General features: G+C 37.3%; 19 protein-coding genes. 10 read left to right on the forward strand and 9 right to left on the reverse strand.

The features are described from left to right. Nucleotides 1–2 precede the first annotated feature (2 nt). Nucleotides 3–3,008, reverse strand: coding sequence for an adenylate/guanylate cyclase domain-containing protein (locus O4O04_RS12140; protein ID WP_272531977.1), 3,006 nt, complete (start codon nucleotides 3,006–3,008; stop codon nucleotides 3–5). Between the two features lie 70 nt (nucleotides 3,009–3,078). Here O4O04_RS12140 and O4O04_RS12145 point away from each other — a divergent pair, with 70 nt between their 5' ends. Together O4O04_RS12145 and O4O04_RS12150 are read left to right on the forward strand one after the other, a co-directional pair. Further along, on the forward strand, nucleotides 3,079–3,843 hold the full coding sequence (locus O4O04_RS12145; RefSeq protein ID WP_272531978.1) for an exodeoxyribonuclease III: 765 nt from the start codon (nucleotides 3,079–3,081) through the stop codon (nucleotides 3,841–3,843). A 36-nt stretch (nucleotides 3,844–3,879) separates the two neighbouring features. Beyond that, nucleotides 3,880–4,803 (forward strand): LEA/WHy family protein, encoded by a 924-nt coding sequence (locus O4O04_RS12150; RefSeq protein ID WP_272531979.1) that lies wholly within the window; start codon nucleotides 3,880–3,882, stop codon nucleotides 4,801–4,803. A 34-nt stretch (nucleotides 4,804–4,837) separates the two neighbouring features. Here the strand turns inward: O4O04_RS12150 and O4O04_RS12155 are convergent, their stop codons facing one another. Next, nucleotides 4,838–6,121, reverse strand: coding sequence for a hypothetical protein (locus O4O04_RS12155; RefSeq protein WP_272531980.1), 1,284 nt, complete (start codon nucleotides 6,119–6,121; stop codon nucleotides 4,838–4,840). A gap of 155 nt (nucleotides 6,122–6,276) precedes the next feature. Between O4O04_RS12155 and pdhA the strand changes: the two genes are divergently transcribed. The 3 genes from pdhA to O4O04_RS12170 are packed head-to-tail and all read left to right on the forward strand — an operon-like array spanning nucleotide 6,277 to nucleotide 9,560. After that, the gene (pdhA, locus tag O4O04_RS12160) at nucleotides 6,277–7,218 is read left to right on the forward strand and encodes a pyruvate dehydrogenase (acetyl-transferring) E1 component subunit alpha (RefSeq protein ID WP_272536090.1); all 942 of its coding nucleotides are present in this window, start codon (nucleotides 6,277–6,279) and stop codon (nucleotides 7,216–7,218) included. Beyond that, nucleotides 7,218–8,192: a pyruvate dehydrogenase complex E1 component subunit beta gene (locus tag O4O04_RS12165; RefSeq protein WP_272531981.1), complete on the forward strand. Its 975-nt coding sequence runs from the start codon at nucleotides 7,218–7,220 to the stop codon at nucleotides 8,190–8,192. Before pdhA ends, O4O04_RS12165 begins: the two co-directional genes overlap by 1 nt. A 9-nt stretch (nucleotides 8,193–8,201) precedes the next feature. Next, nucleotides 8,202–9,560, forward strand: a complete 1,359-nt coding sequence (locus O4O04_RS12170) for a pyruvate dehydrogenase complex dihydrolipoamide acetyltransferase (RefSeq protein ID WP_272531982.1) — start codon at nucleotides 8,202–8,204, stop codon at nucleotides 9,558–9,560. 113 nt (nucleotides 9,561–9,673) lie between these two features. On the opposite strand, the gene O4O04_RS12175 is transcribed toward O4O04_RS12170, so the two are convergent. Next, nucleotides 9,674–9,883: a hypothetical protein gene (locus tag O4O04_RS12175; RefSeq protein ID WP_272531983.1), complete on the reverse strand. Its 210-nt coding sequence runs from the start codon at nucleotides 9,881–9,883 to the stop codon at nucleotides 9,674–9,676. Nucleotides 9,884–10,001: 118 nt separating this feature from the next. Between O4O04_RS12175 and fliG the strand changes: the two genes are divergently transcribed. Then, nucleotides 10,002–10,991 (forward strand): flagellar motor switch protein FliG, encoded by a 990-nt coding sequence (gene fliG / locus O4O04_RS12180; RefSeq protein WP_272531984.1) that lies wholly within the window; start codon nucleotides 10,002–10,004, stop codon nucleotides 10,989–10,991. A gap of 70 nt (nucleotides 10,992–11,061) precedes the next feature. Here fliG and pepN read toward each other — a convergent pair whose 3' ends face one another. The 3 genes from pepN to O4O04_RS12195 form a co-directional block, all read right to left on the reverse strand. Then, nucleotides 11,062–13,677 carry an aminopeptidase N gene (pepN, locus tag O4O04_RS12185; RefSeq protein WP_272531985.1) on the reverse strand — a complete coding sequence of 872 codons (2,616 nt, stop codon included), beginning with the start codon at nucleotides 13,675–13,677 and terminating at the stop codon, nucleotides 11,062–11,064. After that, complete coding sequence (locus O4O04_RS12190; protein ID WP_272531987.1) at nucleotides 13,674–13,946, reverse strand: RNA recognition motif domain-containing protein; 273 nt, start codon at nucleotides 13,944–13,946, stop codon at nucleotides 13,674–13,676. Before O4O04_RS12190 ends, pepN begins: the two co-directional genes overlap by 4 nt. Before the next feature lie 207 nt (nucleotides 13,947–14,153). Then, nucleotides 14,154–15,017: a flagellar hook-basal body protein gene (locus O4O04_RS12195; RefSeq protein ID WP_272531988.1), complete on the reverse strand. Its 864-nt coding sequence runs from the start codon at nucleotides 15,015–15,017 to the stop codon at nucleotides 14,154–14,156. A 113-nt stretch (nucleotides 15,018–15,130) separates the two neighbouring features. On the opposite strand from O4O04_RS12195, the gene O4O04_RS12200 reads away from it, so the two are divergent. The 4 genes from O4O04_RS12200 to O4O04_RS12215 are packed head-to-tail and all read left to right on the forward strand — an operon-like array spanning nucleotide 15,131 to nucleotide 18,282. After that, nucleotides 15,131–15,499: an RNA recognition motif domain-containing protein gene (locus O4O04_RS12200; protein WP_272531989.1), complete on the forward strand. Its 369-nt coding sequence runs from the start codon at nucleotides 15,131–15,133 to the stop codon at nucleotides 15,497–15,499. Between the two features lie 5 nt (nucleotides 15,500–15,504). Further along, on the forward strand, nucleotides 15,505–16,716 hold the full coding sequence (locus O4O04_RS12205; RefSeq protein ID WP_272531990.1) for an ATP-grasp domain-containing protein: 1,212 nt from the start codon (nucleotides 15,505–15,507) through the stop codon (nucleotides 16,714–16,716). Beyond that, nucleotides 16,700–17,344: a class I SAM-dependent methyltransferase gene (locus O4O04_RS12210; RefSeq protein WP_272531991.1), complete on the forward strand. Its 645-nt coding sequence runs from the start codon at nucleotides 16,700–16,702 to the stop codon at nucleotides 17,342–17,344. Before O4O04_RS12205 ends, O4O04_RS12210 begins: the two co-directional genes overlap by 17 nt. Next, nucleotides 17,341–18,282 (forward strand): class I SAM-dependent methyltransferase, encoded by a 942-nt coding sequence (locus tag O4O04_RS12215; RefSeq protein ID WP_272531992.1) that lies wholly within the window; start codon nucleotides 17,341–17,343, stop codon nucleotides 18,280–18,282. Before O4O04_RS12210 ends, O4O04_RS12215 begins: the two co-directional genes overlap by 4 nt. Here O4O04_RS12215 and O4O04_RS12220 read toward each other — a convergent pair. Genes O4O04_RS12220 through O4O04_RS12230 form a run of 3 tightly spaced genes read right to left on the reverse strand, consistent with a single transcriptional unit; the run spans nucleotide 18,240 to nucleotide 20,670 of the window. Then, nucleotides 18,240–18,698, reverse strand: a complete 459-nt coding sequence (locus tag O4O04_RS12220; protein WP_272531993.1) for a rod-binding protein — start codon at nucleotides 18,696–18,698, stop codon at nucleotides 18,240–18,242. The genes O4O04_RS12215 and O4O04_RS12220 overlap by 43 nt on opposite strands. Next, on the reverse strand, nucleotides 18,695–19,933 hold the full coding sequence (locus tag O4O04_RS12225; protein ID WP_272531995.1) for a flagellar basal body P-ring protein FlgI: 1,239 nt from the start codon (nucleotides 19,931–19,933) through the stop codon (nucleotides 18,695–18,697). Before O4O04_RS12225 ends, O4O04_RS12220 begins: the two co-directional genes overlap by 4 nt. After that, nucleotides 19,930–20,670, reverse strand: coding sequence for a flagellar basal body L-ring protein FlgH (locus O4O04_RS12230; protein ID WP_272531997.1), 741 nt, complete (start codon nucleotides 20,668–20,670; stop codon nucleotides 19,930–19,932). The genes O4O04_RS12225 and O4O04_RS12230 overlap by 4 nt, the downstream gene beginning before the upstream one ends. Nucleotides 20,671–20,703: the final 33 nt, after the last annotated feature.

Below are 20,703 nucleotides of genomic sequence, written 5' to 3' on the forward strand. Positions count from 1 at the left end.
GATTACTTGGTTGTCCGAGTAAATACTCCATCCCAATCTTCTTGCGGAGGATTCGATTTATAGTCCAGGCATCGGTCTAAAATCATTTTGGCAGATTTGTCTTTGGAACCTTTTGCTCGGGAAACATCTTCAAATTTTTTAATTGCTGAATCCCATTGCCGACTTAGATACAAACTAAAACCCTCTTCATAGAGTCCCACAAATTCTTTTTGCGAACTAGTTGCTAATGTCTCAAAATTTACCAATTCATACACTTTCACTGGTTCGTTTTTACCTTTAACACGTACAAGATCCAAAAGTCTGGTAAACATTTCTCCTTGAACCATTGCAACTGTTTTCTCAGCTATCATTATGTTTACACCATAGTCTTTGCCCGCAGCTTCAAGGCGAGCAGCCAAGTTCACAGTGTCACCCATCATAGTATAAGATGCTAAGGCGTCTGTTCCCATGAATCCTACTTTTGCTGGACCCGTATTCAAACCAATCCGAGCATCCATAATCTGTGCTTCCTTAGAATAGAGATTATTTTTTTGCCAATACGCTCGCAAATCTGCTAGTTTGATAACCATTTCAAGGGACGCCTTACAAGCCTTAAATGCATGCTTTTCAACTTCGACCGGAGCGCCAAAAATTCCAACAATAGCATCTCCAATGTATTTATCCAAAACTCCTTCATTTTCCTTAAGAAGTATTGTCATCGCAGATAAATATTCATTCAGCAAGGATGCCAATTCAACAGAAGTCAACTGTTCCGAAATTGTGGAGAAACCTGCAACATCACTAAAAAAAGCAGTAATCTCTGCCTCTTTACCGCGCTTCAAGGCAGCTAAGTCGACCATTGCTTCCTTAACCACCACTGGATCGATCATAGATCCAAGAATGCTTTTTACTTTTTCCCTTTCTTCTAGACCCTCACCCATTGTAATAAAGTAGCTAGTCAAAAGTCCCACTTCATCTTTGGTTGTTGGTTTGATTCCCATGCGAAAGTTTCCTTTTGCAATTTCCAGAGTCGCATGAAGCAACGTTAGAATTGGTCGACTAAGAGACTTTGCAAAAAAGAATACAATAACGAGCGCTAAACACAAAGATATAATCAAGATATAAATATTTCTTTCTTGAATTCGATAGACAGCTTGGAAGGCTTTATCTTCTGATACGATGGATACAATTCCTGCATCGCCAAATCCTATTTTCTGATAAGAACCCATAAAAGGTCGACCTTCCGGGCTTTTGTATCGTATCTGACCTTGATCCACCTGACTTGCAAGCATTGCCTTTACAATTGGGGAATCAAGAAAGCTAGTTGATGAAAGAATCACTTCTTCGACCGGATGGGCAATTACTCTGCCTTCATCATTGACCATAAAGGTTGTGATGATTCCTTTATTCGTAAATGCTGATGCGATTTTATCCAGCTTTACCATTACAACGAGAATTTTTGGAATACCCGATTCTTGGTTGGTAGGAACAGCCAAGATAAAAGACTGAACAGAAAAACCAGGAGTTGAGTTGATGATCAGTGGCTTCCCTGTAAGTGCCTTTTCAATAGCTTCTGAATTTCTCAAAATATTTTGAGCAACGTCATCTTCAGATAAACCTATTTCAATCAAGCTTTCTTCATTAAAAAACTTCTGATCAGCAACCAAACCTGCATCGGATTTTCGCATCAAACCGACAAAGAGAAAATCTTTGTCCGACTGAAAAAACAATTCATTGATAAATCGTTTATCTTCTGCCGTAAGATTCGTACGAATCATATTGGCTATAAGCTGCTCAGCCTTTGTTACAATACCTTGGATGTCGGAAGAAACTTTTAATCCAACAAGATCAACCAAGGCAAGATTGTTCTCTTGAACACGAGTCTCCGAATCTTGCTTGAAGAAGTAAGTTGCAATACCAATAATTATGGAAACCGTTATTGCAAGTATCAAAGAAATGATTCCCATCATCTTCACTTGTATAGAGAATTTTGTTTTGTTCCCTGCTGCCGAATCTTGAATTTGACTCGGAGACTCAGCCTTCACATGTTCAATCTTAGATTCTGGGCTTGAGTCTTTTGCAATAGATGAATTGGATGAAATATCCGAATTGTTTTGAGATTTTACCGCAACAGTATTTTGTTCTTTTGAGGAATCTTTTGATTCTGGTTGCTTGGGTGTTTGCTCATTTTTTGGAGCGATCGTTGGCAGAGAATTTTCTTTATTTTGGATATTCGAATTGCTTGTATTCGGTGATTGCGCATTCGTATTTACAGCAGAAATATTCCCATTGGATGATTCTTTAGCTTGATCGGAATCCTGGTCTGTTTTTATTTCTTTTAGATTGCCAGTCTTAATGCTCCCCGTTGTGTAGCTTCCACTGATTGACTCGGGGGAATTGTTTGACTGAGTCGCAGATTGCTTGGGTTCGAGCTTTGGTTTATCTAAGGAATGAGCAACATAGGCTACTGTTCCTTCTTCCTTCAGTTTTTCTGAGGAGGCTGAGATTGGATGTGTCGTGATAGAATTTTTGCCAGATAGAGATCTTAGGCTTTTAAAAACCTGGAATCCAATTTCTAGAAATTCTTTTTTCCAGTCGGAAAATGGTCTTCCAAAAATCTGATCCGGCAAACCTAACTCTCGTTCGTTGATCTGCGAGTAATTGCCAAGGATAATAAGTGCAAAAATCTCACGAACTCTTTCCTCATATTCAGGAGGATAGAAAACAACTAGATTAGCCGAAGACAAGACTTGAATCAAATCTCTACCAATCTGTTTTACAGAATTTAAAAAATCAGCTGAAGAAGGATCTGGAAAATAAAATGACAAACTTGGAACGCTTTGAATTGCATCGGAGGATTTGAATTGATAGACAGTTGATCCATCTTCTATTCTTTTGCCTAAAAAATATGTTGCGAACTGAACTCTTCTACGAATAGAATCATCTTGGGATATGTTTTTACCCTCAGGTTCGAGGAAAACCAATGAACCAGAGGTTCCTAAAGGTATGTAGAGATTGGTTAAATTCATCTATTATTTAATTCGACTAGTTTCACTTAGAATAACAGCCTAAAATGCAATATTTCTCAGGAAAGTTCCAATGAAAATCCTTTCTTTCAACTGCAATGGTATTCGAGCATCCTTAAAAAAAGGATTAGCCTCCTTTATAGAAGAAGAAAATCCCGATATTTTCTGTCTTCAAGAAACAAAAGCATCCCCAGACCAATGCTCTCCAGAAATCTGGAAAGAACTTGGTTATACAGGTTATCACCATACCGCAATGAAGCCTGGCTACAGCAGCGTTGCCATATTCACTAAATCCAAACCCAAATCAATAAAAATTGGAATCGATCATGATTTCTTCGACCAGGAAGGGAGATCTGTAGGACTCGATTTTGGCAAATTCTATATTTGGAATGTATATTTTCCATCTGGAATTTCTGGTCAGGAGAGACAGGATCGCAAGATGGAATTTCTTGACTATTTCCAGAATTATTCAAAAGAATTGTGCAATAAATATAAAAAAATTCTACTATGTGGAGATGTAAATATTGCAAACCATGAAATAGATATTCACAATCCAAAAGGAAATGCAAAAAATAGTGGATTTCTTCCAGAAGAAAGAAAGTGGCTTACTGATTTTCTTGATTCTGGTTGGGTGGATAGCTTTCGATATAAAAATCCCGAAATTGTAAAATACTCATGGTGGACTTATAGATTCAATGCGCGGTCAAATAATAAAGGTTGGAGAATCGATTATTTTTTCGTAACGGATAATTTGAAATCTAAAATTCAAGAAGCCAATATTTTGACTCAATTCGAAGCATCCGATCATGCACCGATCTTACTTGAAATGAAAATTTAAGTTTACAAGAGTTTCTACTTCTTTCAATCTTCGTTTGTGAAAACATTATTAATTTCAATTAGCCTATTTGCCCTCCTTGGTTCTTGTTCTGCATTAGAAAAAATGCAAGGTATGGTTCCAAAGCCTCAGTATCAATTTCAATCTTTGAATATCAAAAATATCAATCTCTCTGAAATTACCCTGCAAATGGTAGGATCGATCAAAAACCCCTATGGTGTAAGCCTTCCAAAATCACTTGTTGGAGTGGATCTTCTCATCGAAGGCAATCGGCTTACTCATATTGATACCGATCTAGGGGCGATTGAAGGCAAAGCAACCAAAACTGTGCCAATGGATATAAAATTAAAATATTCGGATCTTCTTAAATTTTATAAGAATTTTCCCAAAAAAGAACTATTGAATTTTCAAATGAAGGGAGATTTAGAACTGCCAATTCCCGCAAACTACCAAATCGCAGGTGCAAGTTCTGTAAAATTTCCAATTGATCAATCCAAAGAAATCCCAGCTGTACTGCCCGATGTAGAGATACGAAACTTTTCACTCAAGAAACCTGACCTAACTACAATTGCAACTCAAGCTGCAACGGGGATATTTGATAAAATCGTAGGAACCAATTCTAAAGACAATTCACCCGGACTCGAGGCTAATTTTGATTTAGCATTCACCAATAAAACTGCTGCGAAATTACTTATGAATCAATTAAAATTTGATTTGGAGTTGGAAGGACAGAAATTTCTTGCAGGAAGTCCAACGGAAATCGTTCAAGTTGGTGATACAAATATCGTCAAAATCAAAACAATGGTTCCTTTGTTTGAAGCGGGAACTTCGCTTTACAGTGCCTACACTAAAAGATCTGCGAACTACAAGATAACAGGAATTAGTGGACTATCTTTTCCGAGTATAGATAAGGCTACGATTCCATTCAATTACGATAAATTGGGTAAACTTTCTTGGCGTTAAACTATTGAATTTTCTTTTTTTAATTCTTAAGTTTTCATTCACGACCTAATCGCTCTTGAAGTTCTTCTTCTAGAGCGCATTTAGGATATCCACCTGCGGGTAAATGGGTTCCGATATAACCAAATGGATCTTGCGTTGCAATAACATTTATATCCCAACCACTCACAATCAATGGGCATTCAAATTTACTATTTTTACAAAGGATCTGAGCACTTTTTGGTTTGGGATAAGCCCACGCCGATTTAGGAAATCTGCATTTGTTTTCAACATCCGAAATGATTCGAATTCGCTGAATCACTGTATCAAACATTTTGAATTGAGATATCATCGGATCTGCGATATCTTTTCGGAAGTAACCTTTTTCCGTATTGTATGTGAACATAACCAATAGCTTCTCAGAAACCTGATTCTTATCCGTCGTCGACTTAAGGTTTTCCATAATATAGCGACCGATCCGAAGCGCTTCGGTTGCAAATTCGGCAGATTTTTCTCCTGCACCTTCATCACCTTCTTCATTCTCTGATGTTACGGAATCACCCGTTGCATTGGTCGTTAATATTTCGTTAAAGTATTTTCCGTTTCGGATAGAGTCCGATTCGATCCCTTCTGCATTGATACCATTTTCCATAGTTAAATCTAAAATGGGATGGCCATTGATCGCATCGCTCACTTCGAAAGGAAGATTGAGTTGTTCACAGACTTTAGTACTGAATTTTGACAACACGGCAGTGCAGTCACCGTTGAGCGGATTCTTCCAATAATCGGTATCAATAAGTGAAATATCAGCAAGTATACCTGCAAGAAATGAATATCGATTTACCATCTTGACACCGGTCTTCTTTTGAATGACCGAACCTAAACTGAGAAGACCAAGATCCGCACAATGATTGAAAAAAATTGGCTTTTCTAAGAGAATTCTAAAGAAAACTAGTGTTAGATTACGAGTACAAAAAGCATTTAAGATAATACCACGAAAATTCGGTAGATGAGTATTGGATTCTTTATATATATAGTTTAGAAAATCATTCGACTTATCTTCAAATCTGCGATATACAGCTCGAGCAACTTGCTCTTTGATTTTTTTCATAAGCTCACCAGAAAAGCTCAGCTTGAAATCAGCTATATACTGACCATCAAGATCTTCGAGTTTTTTCATCATCGAGTCTTTGATGTTTACCTTTTCTTTGATTAAGACATTCCCACTTTTATCTAAAATAGGATCCGTCAGTGAAATTGAACCGATCAATCCCTGATCAACAGCAAATCTTTTGAAGGATTTGAAGTCATTGAATTCAAATCCGGTTGGCGTGATTTTCATATTTTTTCCAATTTCGGATGATTCGTAACTCTCGACAAGAAAAAACCTTAAGAAACTGTCTTGAAATCTTTCATGGTAAGAATAGAATATGCTACCAGAGTCTAAACTATATTGTACGGAGGCTGAACGATTTGGCAAAGAATCAAAAAGAACTCATGGATTTTTATTATCAGATGCTACTCATTCGAAGATTTGAGGAAGCAGCTGCCAAAGCATACAGCACAGGTAAAATTGGCGGATTTTTGCATCTATACATTGGTCAAGAGGCAGTCGGTGTCGGATCGATCGCAACTTTAAAGCCACAAGATTATATCGTATCTACCTACCGAGATCACGGACATGCCATAGCGCGCGGACTGGATATCAATAAATTAATGGCAGAACTATTTGGAAAGAAGACCGGAACCTCCAAAGGTAACGGGGGTTCTATGCATTTTTTTGACAAAGAAAAACACTTCATGGGTGGTCATGGAATTGTTGGAGGTCATATCTCCCTTGCGGCAGGAATTGCTTTTGCGAGTAAATATAGAAAAGAAGATTCAGTAACAATGTGTTTTTTTGGTGAAGGGGCAGCAAATATTGGTTCCTTCCATGAAGGATTGAACTTAGCTGCAATTTGGAAATTGCCTGCAGTTTTCATCTGTGAAAACAACCATTATGCGATGGGAACCCCCGAGTACAGAGCTCTCTCCGTAAAGGATGTATCGATTCGAGCAGTTGCCTATGATATGGCTCGTGATCGAATTGAAGGAGATGAAGTCTGCAAGATTCGTGACCATATCAAGGTAGCAGTTGAGCGTGCAAGACGGGGTGAAGGACCGACTCTTATTGAAGTCTCAACCTATCGATTTCGTGGTCATTCCATGTCGGATCCCGCTAAGTATAGAACTAAGGAAGAACTCGAAAAATACAAACAAAGCGATCCGCTGCTTCGAGCTCAATTGGATCTTTTGGATTTAGGATTAAAAAAAGAAGACCTCGATCAAATGGATACGGAAATCAATGAGCGAGTGGATGCAGCAGTGAAGTTTGCTGAAGAAAGCGAAGAGCCACCTCTATCTTGGTTGTACAATCATGTATTGGCGGAGGATAAATAATGGCATTACTTACAATGAGAGAAGCACTCAATCGAGCAATGGTTGAGGAGATGGAAAAAGACAAAAACATCTACTTGATGGGAGAAGAAGTTGGTCATTACCAAGGTGCCTACAAAGTATCCCAAGGAATGTTGGATAAATTTGGCGAAGCTCGTGTGATTGACACTCCTATTTCTGAGAATGGTTTTGCGGGTATTGGAGTTGGATCGGCAATGGTCGGTCTGAGACCCATCATTGAATTTATGACTTGGAATTTTAGCTTAGTCGCAATTGATCAGATCATCAACTCAGCGGCAAAAATGCTCTATATGAGCGGTGGACAATTTCCGATGCCGATAGTTTTTCGAGGAGCAGGTGGAGTCGGAGGAAGACTTGCTGCCCAGCATTCACAAGCTTTCGAATCATGGTATGCCCATGTTCCAGGAATGAAGGTGGTTGCCCCCGCAACTCCTAAGGATGCATGTGGACTATTGAAATCATCAATTCTAGACAACAATCCTACCATTTTTATCGAAAGTGAAGTATTGTATGGAATGAAGGGAGAAGTGCCAGATGAAGAATTCTATATTCCTCTGGGCAAAGCCGATATCAAAAGAGAAGGCACTGACCTAACAATCATTACATGGTCTCGAGCATTGAGCCTCGTTATGCCAGCAGTGGAAGATTTAACTAAGGAAGGAATCAATATCGAAGTCCTTGATTTGAGGACACTTCGTCCTTTAGATGAAGAAGCAATCATGAAATCGGTTCGAAAAACCAACAGGGCATTGATTGTTGAAGAAGGATGGCCAGTTGCTGGATTCGGAGCGCAAATTGCATATTTGATTCAGAAAGATGCATTTGATTATTTGGATCATCCAGTTGAACGAGTAACACAGAGAGATGTTCCGATGTCCTATGCCGCAAACCTCGAAAGAGAAAGTTTACCCAACCCTGAAAGAATCAAAGAAAAGATTCGATCCATGTTAGCGTAGGAGGTTCCAATGGCTAAGATTGCAGAAATGACACAACTATCACCCACAATGTCCGAAGGCACGATTGTGAATTGGATTAAGAAAGAAGGAGATTCTGTGAGTCCAGGAGAAGTTATGGCAGAGGTCGAAACCGACAAAGCCGTTATGGAAATGGAGTCTTATGAGTCCGGGGTATTGCTTGCAATCATTGCTGGACCTGGAACGAAAGTAGCTGTCGGACTTCCGGTTGCAATCATTGGTCAAAAGGACGAAGATATAAAAGAACTTCTGGCTGAGGCAAAGAAAAAAATTCCTACTACTAACTCGGGATCACAAGAAAAGAAAAAAGAAGCTGAGCCTGCACAAGCAAAAGTTGAGAAGACTTCAGCTGAAAAGCCAACAGAATCTAAATCGGAACAAAAATCAGATGATAAACAAATTGAGAAGCCTGAGAAACAGGAGTTGGCAAAAAAATCCAGCAATGCACAGAATGAAGCTTTGCATACAGGTCGTATCTTAGCATCTCCACTTGCTAAGGCAGTCGCAATCCAAAAATCTGTTGATTTAAAATATGTTAGTGGAACGGGTCCTGATGGACGCATTCTTGAAAAGGATGTTTATTCTTATTTGGAAAACAATCAGGGCAATAAAACAGTAACTCATGGACAGATAAAGGAAGATGTATCCATTCCTGTCTCAGGCATGCGAAAAGTAATCGCCCAGAGATTGTCATCATCGAAACAAAATCTGCCTCATTTCTATCTCAATATAGAAATTGATGCTGATCCGCTGACACGCTACAGAGAAATATTGAATAGTTCGCTAGAAAAAATGCACCAAAACGATGGAACGGAAGGCAAGGCTCCCAAGCTAAGTTTTAATGATTTGATCGTTAAAGCTGTTGCCCTTGCTCTAAATAAACATCCGAATGTAAATGCTAGTTGGAAAGGCGATCAGATCGTTCGCTTTGGTAATATTGATATTGGAATCGCTGTATCATTGGATGAAGGGTTGATTACACCCGTGATTCGGTCCGCAAATTTTCTATCTCTAACTCAAATTTCCTCTGAAACAAGAGAACTTGCAAACCGAGCAAGAAATCGAAAACTGAAGCCGGAAGAATATACGGGAAGTACATTCACAATTTCTAATTTAGGTATGTATGGAATTCAATTTTTTACGGCAATAATCAATGAACCGGAATCGGCGATTCTTGCAGTCGGCGCTATTGAAGAGAAGGCGGTCGTGCGGAGTGGTGAAGTTGTTCCAGGAAAAACTTTACAATTGACGCTTTCATGCGACCATCGAGCTGTTGATGGAGCTGAAGGAGCAAAATTTCTTGTTAGTCTAAAAACTTTCCTTGAAGCACCGGAACTTTTTGCCAGTTGATAGATTCTCAACTGACTCTGGTTCAATTTGATTATTTTTTTAACTCTAAACTTTTGGATCTGATGGCGACAGCTCTAAGATCCAAATATTAGGTTATTTAAATTGTAAAACTGTTAAGCTGCAAAAAAGTCAGCTTTTTGAATTTCTTGGATTGCTATTCTTACTTGACCTGCTTCCAAATGACCAACGACAAATTCTCCGTCCATAAGGCGGTTCTTATCTAGTTCGATTACTTTTCCATCTTTTAGATGTAGGACGATATCAATTCCCCTATAGCCAATGTATCTTTCTAGGGTTTCTTTGAATTTATTCTTTGTTTGCATACTGGTAATTTTCCTGCTTTATTCGCAATGTCTTGATACATTACGTTTCGTACAAGTTTTTTCTAATCTTGATAAAAAAAACATTGACCCTTGGTTTTTTTTACGTTTTTTATGTCTCATGACCGGCGCGCGTAAATCTGCACTTCTTTTGCTCTCTCTCAGTAAGGAAGATGCAGCTGAAATTCTAAAACACCTTGATGATAAATCATTGGAAGCAGTCATTTTGGAAATGTCCAAGATTCGATACGTATCCAAGAAAGAAAAAGAAGAAATACTATCCGAATTCCATACAAGCGTATCCGATATTTCTCAAGAATCAAGAGCAGGTGAAGAAGTCGCCAAAGAGCTATTAGAGGGAACTATTGGAAAAGATCGCGCTCAAGTGATCTTAAGTAAACTTTCTAGCAAAAGTATAGATTCTGATTTTGCTTATTTAAACGATATTGACCCAACTACTCTCTACGGACTTCTTCATACTGAAGCTCCGCAGACAATCGCCGTAACCCTTTCCTTTCTGGATCCTAAGAAAGCAGCAAACGTTCTCAAAATTTTTCCATCGGATCTTCAGGCAAAAATTGCCTATCGCCTAGCGAATACTTCCAAAACGCATCCAGATGCAATTCGAGAAATTGCACGAATTATCAAAAAAAGATACGAAGCCCGGGATTCGCATGAATACAGTGAATCTGGAGGAACCGAGGCACTTGCGAACATTTTGAACCATATGGAAAAAGGATTGGAAGATGTTATCCTTAGAGAGTTGGAAGAAAATTCTCCGGATCTTGCTGACCAAGTTCGAGATAAACTCTATACCTTCGAAGACTTGATGGCACTCGACAAAAAAGAAATGCGAGTTCTTATAAACCGATTGCAAAATGACGAAACAATTTCGATTGCCCTTCGTGGCTCATCGAATGAGATGAAAGATCTGTTTTTCTCAGCAATGTCTCAAAACAAGGCTTACGATATTATAGATTCTATGGATATGCGAGGCAAAGTCACCCTTCGTGAAATCAATGAATCACGTTCCACTATTTTGAATCTTGCTCGCAGGCTCGAAGATGATGGATTGATTATATTCAAAAAAACGAAAGAAGAATATATTTAGATAGAAGAATCTATTTAGTTAAATCATTTCGTCAGAATATCTTGATATATCAGCTTCTTAGTAATAAAATTTAAGCATCCACAAAAGAATCTACCAACTCGAAAACTAAATTGGAAAGTTTTTTCTCAGAATGTAGGCGCTTCAATTCATCAATCGCTCTTTCCCTATATGTAATGGGTAATTTAGCAATATCCGAAAAACTTTTAGTAAGTCTTGCGGCAGATTGTGAATTGATCGAATCAAGCTCAAGTATGGAATCAACCAAGAATTTATAACCTTTCCCATCTTCACTGTGAAAGCGTAATCTATTCTTCGAAAAACTTCCAAGCAGAGAAGCAACTCGGTTGGGATTTTTCAAATCAAAATACACTGATTGCTTGAGCTTGGAGACTTCGTCCAATGCATTCGGAATCTCAGAAGACGCTTGTATTTGTAACCAATGATCCATAACTAGCGGATTCTGTTTCCATTTATCCCGAAATTCTTCAATTGCCGACTGCCTGAAAGTTGTAATTTTTCTCGTAAGCAATTTTAAACTTGCGAGTTCGTCGGTGAGATTGGTTGCTTTTCGAAATTGCTCATAGATCAAATCTTCCCTATGCACTAAAAAGTTGAGGCAATGGTTTTTGAGAAATCTTATGCCGCTTGCTTCCAATCGACTCAGATTAGATTGATTCAGTTTGGATTTTAGGAATTCATATACTTCCAAAAATTCATTTTGGAAATGGGAACTTATTTGATTATGATAGATTTCTATAACTGCTTGCGAACCTTCAATATTGTATTCTGGTTGCAAATTCGTGATCTGGTTGATCCCAGGAATCTCAAGTAGATAGGCAAGAAATCTGAGATCTGATTTTCCTGTTTTTATATTGGAAATAATTATTTTATAAGAATCTAAAATTCTAGAATCAATGGATTGATTAGAATTCTCTTGGTAAATCCCAATTAAACGATTCAATTCATAGTATTTTAAATAGTTTCCGCTATCCCATCGAACAAATGCATCATCATCATTTGCCCAAAGAAAATGAATCTCATCTAATTCTCTTGGATAATCTAAAATAACAGGAACTGTAAAATTCTGAAAAATGGAGAGAATTGGTTTATTGAAAAGATTTTTCCAAGTTTTGCTTCCTGAATATCCTTCCCATATGAACATATCAGATTCAATTTTTTTATGATCCAAATACAATGAATACTTCACAGGAAATACCAAAGGAAGTTGTTGATTAACTTCATCTAAGTCACGCCAATGAATTGTAAACTCACCCGTATCGCTCGAATATTCTTCCCGAATGGAAATCTGTGGTGTGCCTTTTCTATGATACCAATTTCGAAAAACACCTAGATCGTATCCGCTAGCTTCTTCAAGACTTGTTACAAATTCTTCTGTTGTAACTGCCATACCATCATATCTCGAGAAATACAAATCCATAGCCTTACGAAAATTTTCCTGACCAATGATATTGTATGCAATGCGTATTACTTCTGCGCCTTTTTCGTAAACGGTTCTAGTATAGAAATTATCTATATCAAGATATTCCTTAGGTTGAATCGGATGAGAAAGCAATCCTTGATCTTCTGGGAACTGGAAATTTCTAAGAAAATCTACATCATCAATCCGTTTAACATCAGCTCCAATTTTATCTTGAGAGAAAAGTTGGTCACGAAATACAGTTAGTCCTTCTTTGAGTGTAAGTTGGAACCAATCACGCAATGTAACTCTGTTACCAGACCAATTGTGAAAATACTCATGGGCAATAACGGAAAGAATGTCTTCGTAGCTAGTATCCGTTGTGGTCTCAGGACTTGCGAGAACCAACTTAGAATTGAAAATATTCAATCCTTTATTCTCCATTGCTCCCATATTGAAATCATCAACAGCTACAATCATATAAAGATCTAGATCATATTCTAATCCAAATTTCTCTTCATCCCATGCCATCGCTAACTTTAAAGACTCCATAGCAAAAGTAGTTTTATCTTCATTGCCAAGGTTCGTATAGATTTCTAAATCAATGACTCGTCCCGAACTAGTTTTGAATTGATCTTTCGTTACTGCTAGATTTCCAGCGACCAATGCAAAAAGATAAGACGGTTTAGGAAATGGATCTTCCCATATAACGTATGCTTGGTTATTGGTTGTAAAACCTGATTCTATGCGATTCCCATTTGATAGAAGGAAGGGGTATTCAGAATTGTTGGCTCTTATGCGCACCTTGTATCTGGACAGAATGTCCGGTCGATCCAAGAAGTATGTGATATGTCTAAATCCTTCCGGTTCGTTTTGTGTACAAAAAATACCAGAAGATTGGTACAGTCCGAGAAGCTCCGTATTCAACTTCGGACTAATCTGATTGCGGATTTTTACTTTTGCTTGCGAATTCACAGATCGGAAAATATGAATTCCTTTATCTGTGGTTTTGTATTCGGAAGAATTTAGAATCTGACCATCCCATTCTATGGAATCCAAAATCAACTTCTCACCCATCAAAAAGACTTCTTGGGGATCTAAACTCTTAGGTCTATACTCAGGATTTGTTACCAGAACAAACTCAGAAGATACAACCGTTTGTAGAGGATCTAATTCAAAGTCTAGAAAAATATCAGGTATGAGCCAAGGAGATGGCTCATAATCGGAAAGCTTTGTTTTATTTCGAGAATTGGTGCTTGATTGAATCAATAGCGAGGTTGGAAATTCTTTGGCTTTTCTTCAGCCAAGTTCACACGAAGTGCTCTTCCTTCCAAATCTTTACCATTCATCTCAGTAATAGCTTGTTTAGCAGATTCTGGAGATGCAAAAGTAATGAATGCAAAACCTTTGAAATTGCCTGTATCTCTGTCATGAACCATCTTCAAATCATTGATCTGACCAAAAGCGGAAAAAACTGTCTTAAGTGAATCCTCCGTTGTACGGAAGTTTAAATTGCCTACATAAATCTTCGAAACCATCGTATTACCCAAAAAACCTAAAGTTGATAAAAAATCTTTCCAAGAATAGAACAGTAGTTTTTTTCTGTCAACTTTTTTATAGAAATAACAAATTTTGAAGCGGATTTAGAGAAAAAATTAGATAAAACAAATTTTCCCAATCCTAAAACGAAGCCGGAAGCTTCATACAATCATCTAAGTGAAACTATTATTTAAGATTAAAAATACTTACCGAGCAACCTCATTGATCAATCTTCCCAATAGTTGATCGTGAGTCTGCAATGCTTTTGAATTCGCTTCATAGGCACGATTGACTTCAATCATCTCAACCATTTCGGTTACAACTGAAACATTGGATGCTTCTAAGTATCCTTGTAAAATCTGTGGAGTATCTTCTACACGAAAAGGCCTAGGTTCGCCCGACTCAGGTGTGTCTGCATAAAAAGAATCCCCTTCTTTGTCTAAATGTCTTGGGTTTTCAACAGTGCGAATTTTGATTCGATCTATGAGAACTGGTTCTTCGAAACGATTCTGATCAAAGTTTACACCATCTTCTGGCTTAGTTCCAATTCGACCATTCACATAAACATCACCATTTTCTTTTACAAGGAAATTTCCTTGGTTGATTTGGATTGGACCTTTTTCTCCCATTAGCGGAAAACCTTGGGGATTTACTAAATAACCCATCCTATCCAAAATAAAAGATCCACTTCTAGAAAGTCTTTCTCCACGATTGGTCATCACGGAAAAGAATGCAGGCTTATCAAGTCCGGGCTTATCTTGTATCATCATATCAAAAGGACTGTCTGTCTTTTTTACAGCGCCTTGCTCAAAGCGAGTGTACACTTCGTTCACTTCGCCGCCAAGTCCGAGTTTTCCTACAAGTGGTGCAGTATCAAAGGAACCCATAGGAGTTTTGCCAATACCATCGTCATTGAATCTATGCAGTAAGAGTTCGGGAAAGGTTTTAAAAACAGTAGTATCTCTTTTGAATCCTGTTTTGTCCACATTGGCGAGATTGTTCGCAATCACATCCATACGAACTTGCTGGAGATTCATTCCGTTTGCACCTGTGTAAATTCCTCTGATCATAATTCCCTACCTAGATTAAGTATCGAAATTTTCCTGAAAATCCTAAGACATAATCAAAAAAACTTGCACTATAAAACACCAGACCCGACAATCTAAGGAGAGGTTCGTTCTATATGAAAATCAGTTACTCTAATTTTCCACAAAATCTAGATGAGGTTGCTATCCAAAAGATCTTTTCTGAATTTGGAGAAGTTTCGTCATTTCAATTAAAAAAAGATAAAATAACAAAGAAGTCATTGGGTTATGGAACTTTAGAAATGGCAGACGATAATGGCAACAAAGCAATCAAGTCTTTGAATGGCAAAAAGATGGATGAAAAAGAATTGGCTGTTGGAGATCTTGAAGCTCTTCAATCCAAAGTCAGTGGCAAAAAAGGTGTAGGTCTACCATCAAACAATGTCGGCGGAGGAAAGTTTCATGGAAGATCAACAAGTGTCGGGAATCCAGGTGTACTGAGACGAGGTGGCAACCGCGGCAGTTAACCTGAATGAAACATAAAGGTTACTTTATATCTATCGGAGGTGGCAAAAATCAATTGCCACTTCTTGGGGCGATTCAATCCAAAGGTGCAATGTCGATCACAGTTGATATCAACGATAAAGCACCTGGTTTTGATTTGTCCCAAATAAAGATAATTGAGTCGTCGCATGAATACAGAAAAGTATATTCTTCGATTTCCCAAATTCCGCTAACAGAACCAATCATAGGTGTTGGGACAAGATCTTACGGCAAGTCCTGTTATACTGCAGCTTATCTGGCAAATAAATTAAAACTCCCTGGAACCGATCCAAATGTTATTCGAACATTTGAAAATAAAAAGACATACTTGGATATCCTTCGATCTAAAGGATTGTCTATTCCTAAATCTTACGAATGGAAATCCAAAGCTTCTTTCAATAAATTATTGTCAGAAATTGAATATCCAGTTGTCTTGAAGCCAGTTTTAGGCAGTGGTAAAAAAGATATTGAGCTATTCATTAACCGTGATAAGCTGAAAGAACGAATCGAGAAAAAATATCCCGAACCAAATCAATATTTATTAGAGAGCTACATTGAAGGATCAGAAGTTACTGTTTTGGGATTTGTCCACAATCAAAAATTTCAAATGATTTCTTTCACGGATAAGTGGTCAACATCCTATGCTCCTTTCTTGGAGATCGCTCACAGTGCTCCGTCTTTGCATTTGGATTTTCTTGCAGAAATTAGAATTTTCATTCAAAATATAGTGTATCATACAGGTCTCAATAATACCCCATTCTTAGCAGAATTTAAAATCACGGAACAAGGTGATGTTTTTCTCTTGGAATGTGCCCCAGAAGTTGGTGGCGAATTCCTAGCAGATTATTTGGTTCCAGCATATTACAATTATAACTATTTCGAATCCATGTATCTTCTCTTAACTGGAAATAAACCGAAACCTTCTGAGGAAGTCTTGACCCAATCTTCCAAAAAAGTTGCAATAATTTTCGCAACGCCACCTAACGAATCAGCTACTATAGAAAATTTCCATCCCTTTGTTGCACAGGAAAACGAAACACTTCTATTCGAAGAAAACCTAAAAGAAATTGAAACGAAAATCAACATTAAACAGGGGAATCTATGCAGACCAAAAGTTATTGGTTTGCAATCCAATAACAATGAACCTATGGATAAATTTATAAATCAAGCATTGGAAAGATTGGGTGTCGAATACAAATAAAACAATCGTAGCTTGGGACAATCATTATAAAAAAGATAAATCCCAACTTAGCTTTCCAGACGAAAACTTAGTGAGAATGCTATCAAGAATTCCCGTCGATACAAAATCATCGAGTAAACAACTTGCTCTGGATTTAGGTGCTGGTTCTGGGAGACATTCGAAATTGCTAAGTCAATTTGGATGGGAAACAATTGCAGCTGATTACTCTGAAGAGGCAATCCAACAAATCCAGAACAATCTTCAAAACATAAAAACGATCCTTGTCACAGAACCTCCCTATCCTTTTGACAATGATTCCTTAGATCTGGTTGTCGGATGGGGAATTTTACATTATAATACAGATCAGATGATTACAAAAATCATTTCTGAAATCATTCGCATACTTAAGCCTGGTGGATACTTTATGGGAACACTCAGGTCGTCACAGGATACTCACCTAAATCCAAACTCTAATAATGAAATGGAACTTACAGATCTTAAAGGTGGATATGTTCGTCTTTTTAGTGAAGATGATTTGAATAGATTTCTGAAAGATTTTTCCGAAATTAAAATTGGTTATATGGAGAGAACACCTCTTGGCGAACTAGATAAAGTGATCGCCCACTATTTTTTTCAAGCTCGTAAATGAATTCGAATTCAAGCAATATTCCAGATTCTGTTTCGAATTATCTTGGCTCAGATAAAAATTGTCCGTTAACAGGAGACTGTTCTTTTCAGTTCTTATATCGGTCTACCTTTTCCAATTTTGATCTACCCATCTATGAATGCAAAAAATGTTTGATACAGAAACAATCACCCATTCCACTAAATCCGGACGAATTGTATGATGAGAATTATTATTCAGGCTTATCTACTTTTTCTTATCAAGATGAAAGAAAGACTTATAAATTTCATTCTTACGTGTGGGACAGTCGCTTAGCAATAATTTGTCGTTTTAAAAAATCAGGAAAAATTCTGGAAATCGGTTCTTCTTTCGGAGGATTCCTGTCTCGTGCGAAAAAATTTGGATTCGAAGTATTTGGATTAGAAATATCGAAATATTCTTGTGACTATGCCAATAGCCAAGGAATTCCAACAATCTATGGAAAATTAGAAGATACTAATTTTCAGAATCAGCAATTTGATGCAATCGTTCTTACAGAAGTAATTGAACATTTAGAAAATCCAAAATTTGTATTTGATGAATTATCTAGAGTTCTCAAAAATGATGGTCTATTGATTCTTCAAACTGCAAACTTCGAAGGATGGCAAGCTAAAAATTCTGGAGCTAGCTATCATTACTACCTTCCTGGACATCTATACTATTACGGCGAAAACAATCTTAAAAATATTTTAAAGCTTAGAGGATTTGATAGATTTAAAGTTTTTTATGGATCTGATGTAAGCTTAATATCTAAACTAAAAAAATCTCGAGGAAATTTTCAGAATCTCTTAGATTATGCAAAGTGGATCAAAACTATAATCTTTCATTTCAAAAGCAAATTAAAAAAATCAGGCTATCCGTTAACTAGTGGATTTGTCATTTATTGTTTTAAAGGCGGAAGCGACACCGATAATGATGAATAGATTTGTTCCGCAAGTCCAATAGAATTATTCTTGGACATCGACTTGGCTTGTTCATCGGTCAACATATCTTCAAAAATTTCTTCTGCATATCCGCCATGAATCATTTTCGTTTTACTAACGGATGATTTCATTTCCTTGAGCATCATCTTGACAAACATAGATTCAAATTCAACTGATGCATCAAATAATTTTCTTCTATAAGGATCTTTATTGATCTCATCTTGAATATTAACTTGCGGTTTAACTTCTGATGAACTGACTTTTCCTTGAATTGCAGGGTTTACTTCATCCTTGATATAATCTTCAAAACTTTTCCCGTTATTCTTCATCTCTTCTATGTTTTTGAGTGATCGCATTCCAGGAATTTCTCTTTGAAGTCGATTGGAATAGTCTTGGATTTGAAAAATATCATTCATTGTATGATTACCTCTGCATGTAAAATTCCGGATTTTCTTAGACCTTGTAGTATAGCGATCACATCTTTGGTAGTAGCTCCTAGTTTATTCAACTCTTCTACAAGTCCTTGGACATTATTTGTTTTCTTAATATAAAAAACAGATTCCGAACGATCTTCATTCTCAGTCCAGAAATATCTTGACTTCCCTTTGGCTTCCAATTTCAATTTCAAACCTTGCTTCGAAACTGCAACTTCTTCCATTGCAAGATTACCACCCATAATCACAGTTCCCATTCTCTCATCGATAACAACTCGTGCAGGTAATTCTGGTTCAATTTTTATATCTTCCAATTCAGCAAGAAATGCAATTGGTTCTTTGTCTTTGGGAATATTGATTTCGAATTCTCGCTTAGAGAGAACTTTTGGTTGAATCTCATCCATGGGATAGGCTTCAGCTAATTTTTCCATGATTGAATTGAGAGTAGAATAGCTTGGATAGATCAATTGAACACGAAATGTTTCTTGAAGTTTCTTATTCGCTATATCCGAATTGTTACCACTAGAATTATCGGTTGAACCCTTATCATCAGGATTCCTTGCGTCAGGATTGATTTTATCGGGATCAATCTTTGCTTGGACTAAAAAATCTTTCTCAACAATAGCACCTCCGGTAACCAATGCTGTATTGTTTTTTTGATTTTTCTTTCCATAAGATTTGCGTCCACTCTCTTCACCTGAACCAAATTGTAGAACACCTGAAGCAACAGCAATCGTCTGACCATTGCCAGCTTTTAGAGGACTCTGCAATAAAACTCCGCCTTCAAGAGATCTTGCGTCTCCAATCGAAGAGACAACTACATCTATTCTATCTCCGGACTTAGCCCAATTTGGAATATTCGCAATTACGAGTACAGATGCAACATTTCTTGTGTCTTTTGGACGAAGCTTGGAATCCACACCTAGATTGTTTAGGTAATTATGAAGGACTTCACTTGTAAAGGCAGACCTTGTATCTCCAGTTCCAGCAAGTCCTACGACGATTCCGAAGCCTGTGAGTTGATTTTCTCTTGTTCCTTGGATTTTTGCAAGGTCACCCAGTCTTACTTCAACTGCAAAAGAGGATGTATGTAAAATTAAGAATAAACTTACAAATATAGCAGAGTTCAATGCGGAATAAGAAAAGATATTCATCGATTTAAGTAATAAATCACTTAGAAGTTGGTTTTTGGAATTAGATTTCAGTATTGATTTCATCTACTTCCTTCTTCTCCAGACTCACCTAACATTCGCTTCATGTATTTAAGAAGTAATTCTTGTTTTTCGGTGTCTGATAGATTTGCTGAAAAGCCAGTTGTTCCATCAGGATTTGTAGTTGGTTTCAATCCAACATCTGGATTCTGTAAATTTCTTGGAGTTCCATGAGCCGAATAATTTATTTCTAAATTTGCAACTCTTGCCGAATCAATGGTTCGATTCATTCCAAGATCTTTTCTAGATATGGTCCCTCGAACTGACAACACTTGCCTGTCGTTATCAAACCGAGATTCGCGACGCCCTTCAATTTCAATATTATCTGTAACTGTGTCGAAACCTGTAACCTTTACAGCCATCTTACCAATCACTCGACCCGAAGTTTTGGATTTAGTATTTGAATTGCGTGCAATAGACTGATCCGATTCATATCCTTTCATTTCCTCGATCATCTTTTTGTCAGGATTGCTCATGATCTTGTGATCATTCGATGATTTATATTCAGACTGATACTCAGCTTTTATTGGCTCAGCAAACAGTATCTGTATGATCTCACCATTCTTAATTTCTTGCGAATTGGAATACGGATTGCGATCATTCCACAAGGAAAACGATGAAGATTCTTGAGAGACAAGAAAATCAGTCATAATCACACTAAATACGACAACAGATAGAAATTTTAGAATAGATTTACAAACTCTTGCAATCGTCATTCTTGGATTGGTAATCTTAATTTTCATTTTCTGTATTTGCCTGCATTCACTAATTACTAA

This window comes from Leptospira sp. GIMC2001, assembly GCF_028462125.1.
Classification (GTDB): domain Bacteria; phylum Spirochaetota; class Leptospiria; order Leptospirales; family Leptospiraceae.

Coding starts and splice junctions, on each gene's coding strand:
- O4O04_RS12200 (WP_272531989.1), top strand. CDS start 15,131: ATGAAAATCAGTTACTCTAATTTTCCACAAAATCTAGATGAGGTTGCT.
- O4O04_RS12140 (WP_272531977.1), bottom strand. CDS start 3,008: ATGAATTTAACCAATCTCTACATACCTTTAGGAACCTCTGGTTCATTG.
- O4O04_RS12215 (WP_272531992.1), top strand. CDS start 17,341: ATGAATTCGAATTCAAGCAATATTCCAGATTCTGTTTCGAATTATCTT.
- O4O04_RS12190 (WP_272531987.1), bottom strand. CDS start 13,946: ATGGTTTCGAAGATTTATGTAGGCAATTTAAACTTCCGTACAACGGAG.
- O4O04_RS12225 (WP_272531995.1), bottom strand. CDS start 19,933: ATGAAATCAATACTGAAATCTAATTCCAAAAACCAACTTCTAAGTGAT.
- O4O04_RS12230 (WP_272531997.1), bottom strand. CDS start 20,670: ATGAAAATTAAGATTACCAATCCAAGAATGACGATTGCAAGAGTTTGT.
- O4O04_RS12205 (WP_272531990.1), top strand. CDS start 15,505: ATGAAACATAAAGGTTACTTTATATCTATCGGAGGTGGCAAAAATCAA.
- pdhA (WP_272536090.1), top strand. CDS start 6,277: ATGGATTTTTATTATCAGATGCTACTCATTCGAAGATTTGAGGAAGCA.
- O4O04_RS12175 (WP_272531983.1), bottom strand. CDS start 9,883: ATGCAAACAAAGAATAAATTCAAAGAAACCCTAGAAAGATACATTGGC.
- O4O04_RS12155 (WP_272531980.1), bottom strand. CDS start 6,121: ATGAAAATCACGCCAACCGGATTTGAATTCAATGACTTCAAATCCTTC.
- O4O04_RS12145 (WP_272531978.1), top strand. CDS start 3,079: ATGAAAATCCTTTCTTTCAACTGCAATGGTATTCGAGCATCCTTAAAA.
- O4O04_RS12195 (WP_272531988.1), bottom strand. CDS start 15,017: ATGATCAGAGGAATTTACACAGGTGCAAACGGAATGAATCTCCAGCAA.
- O4O04_RS12220 (WP_272531993.1), bottom strand. CDS start 18,698: ATGAATGATATTTTTCAAATCCAAGACTATTCCAATCGACTTCAAAGA.
- O4O04_RS12165 (WP_272531981.1), top strand. CDS start 7,218: ATGGCATTACTTACAATGAGAGAAGCACTCAATCGAGCAATGGTTGAG.
- fliG (WP_272531984.1), top strand. CDS start 10,002: ATGACCGGCGCGCGTAAATCTGCACTTCTTTTGCTCTCTCTCAGTAAG.
- O4O04_RS12170 (WP_272531982.1), top strand. CDS start 8,202: ATGGCTAAGATTGCAGAAATGACACAACTATCACCCACAATGTCCGAA.